Annotated in this window: 1 protein-coding gene; it reads right to left on the reverse strand. The window is 40.3% G+C overall.

The annotated features are described in order from the left end of the window. Positions 1-590 (reverse strand): phage tail tip fiber protein (locus tag ACFSAV_RS08540; protein ID WP_379098530.1); only part of this gene is annotated, 590 nt, incomplete at both ends.

Raw genomic sequence — 590 nt, forward strand, 5'->3', positions numbered from 1 at the left:
GCTACCATTTTCTGTTAAGATAGAAAACGGTGTTTTAAGAGTGCTACTGTTTGGATCGGCAATAATAAATTTACTTGCAGAAATAATCACTTGAGATTCGTCACTCTCAGCATCTGCACCAATTGCAATACCCGCAATCGCTTTCTTACCGCTAGCATGATCTTCAACTTTAAGAATGTGCATTGAATTCATTCTTGCTGCATTGCTTTTCCCAGTCTTCTCAATCTTCGTTATCTGTTCAGCAAGTTCTTGTGAAAAAGCATTACTTGAGATTTGACCTTTTAGATACTCAACAAGTTTTGAACCCGAGCTTTCAGATGTACCAACGACAGATTCTGTGAACTCTCCCGCATTCCCGTTAGCGGTATCAATCATACGCACCCAGAAATAATGCGTTTCATTCACGCCTAAGCCGTCAAATGAATAGCTATTTGTTGGATATGCCAGCGTTACGAGCTTTCTAGCACTTTCAAAACGATTTTCAGTACTCGTCCAAATCTCGATCGCGGAATTTGGATTGGCGAATACTGGATTTTTCCACTGCAGCAAAATCCCAAACACTTTCGAAACAGTAGTTAATTCGCTCACAG

The organism is Pasteurella oralis, assembly GCF_042681465.1.
In the GTDB taxonomy this organism is placed as follows: domain Bacteria; phylum Pseudomonadota; class Gammaproteobacteria; order Enterobacterales; family Pasteurellaceae; genus Pasteurella; species Pasteurella oralis.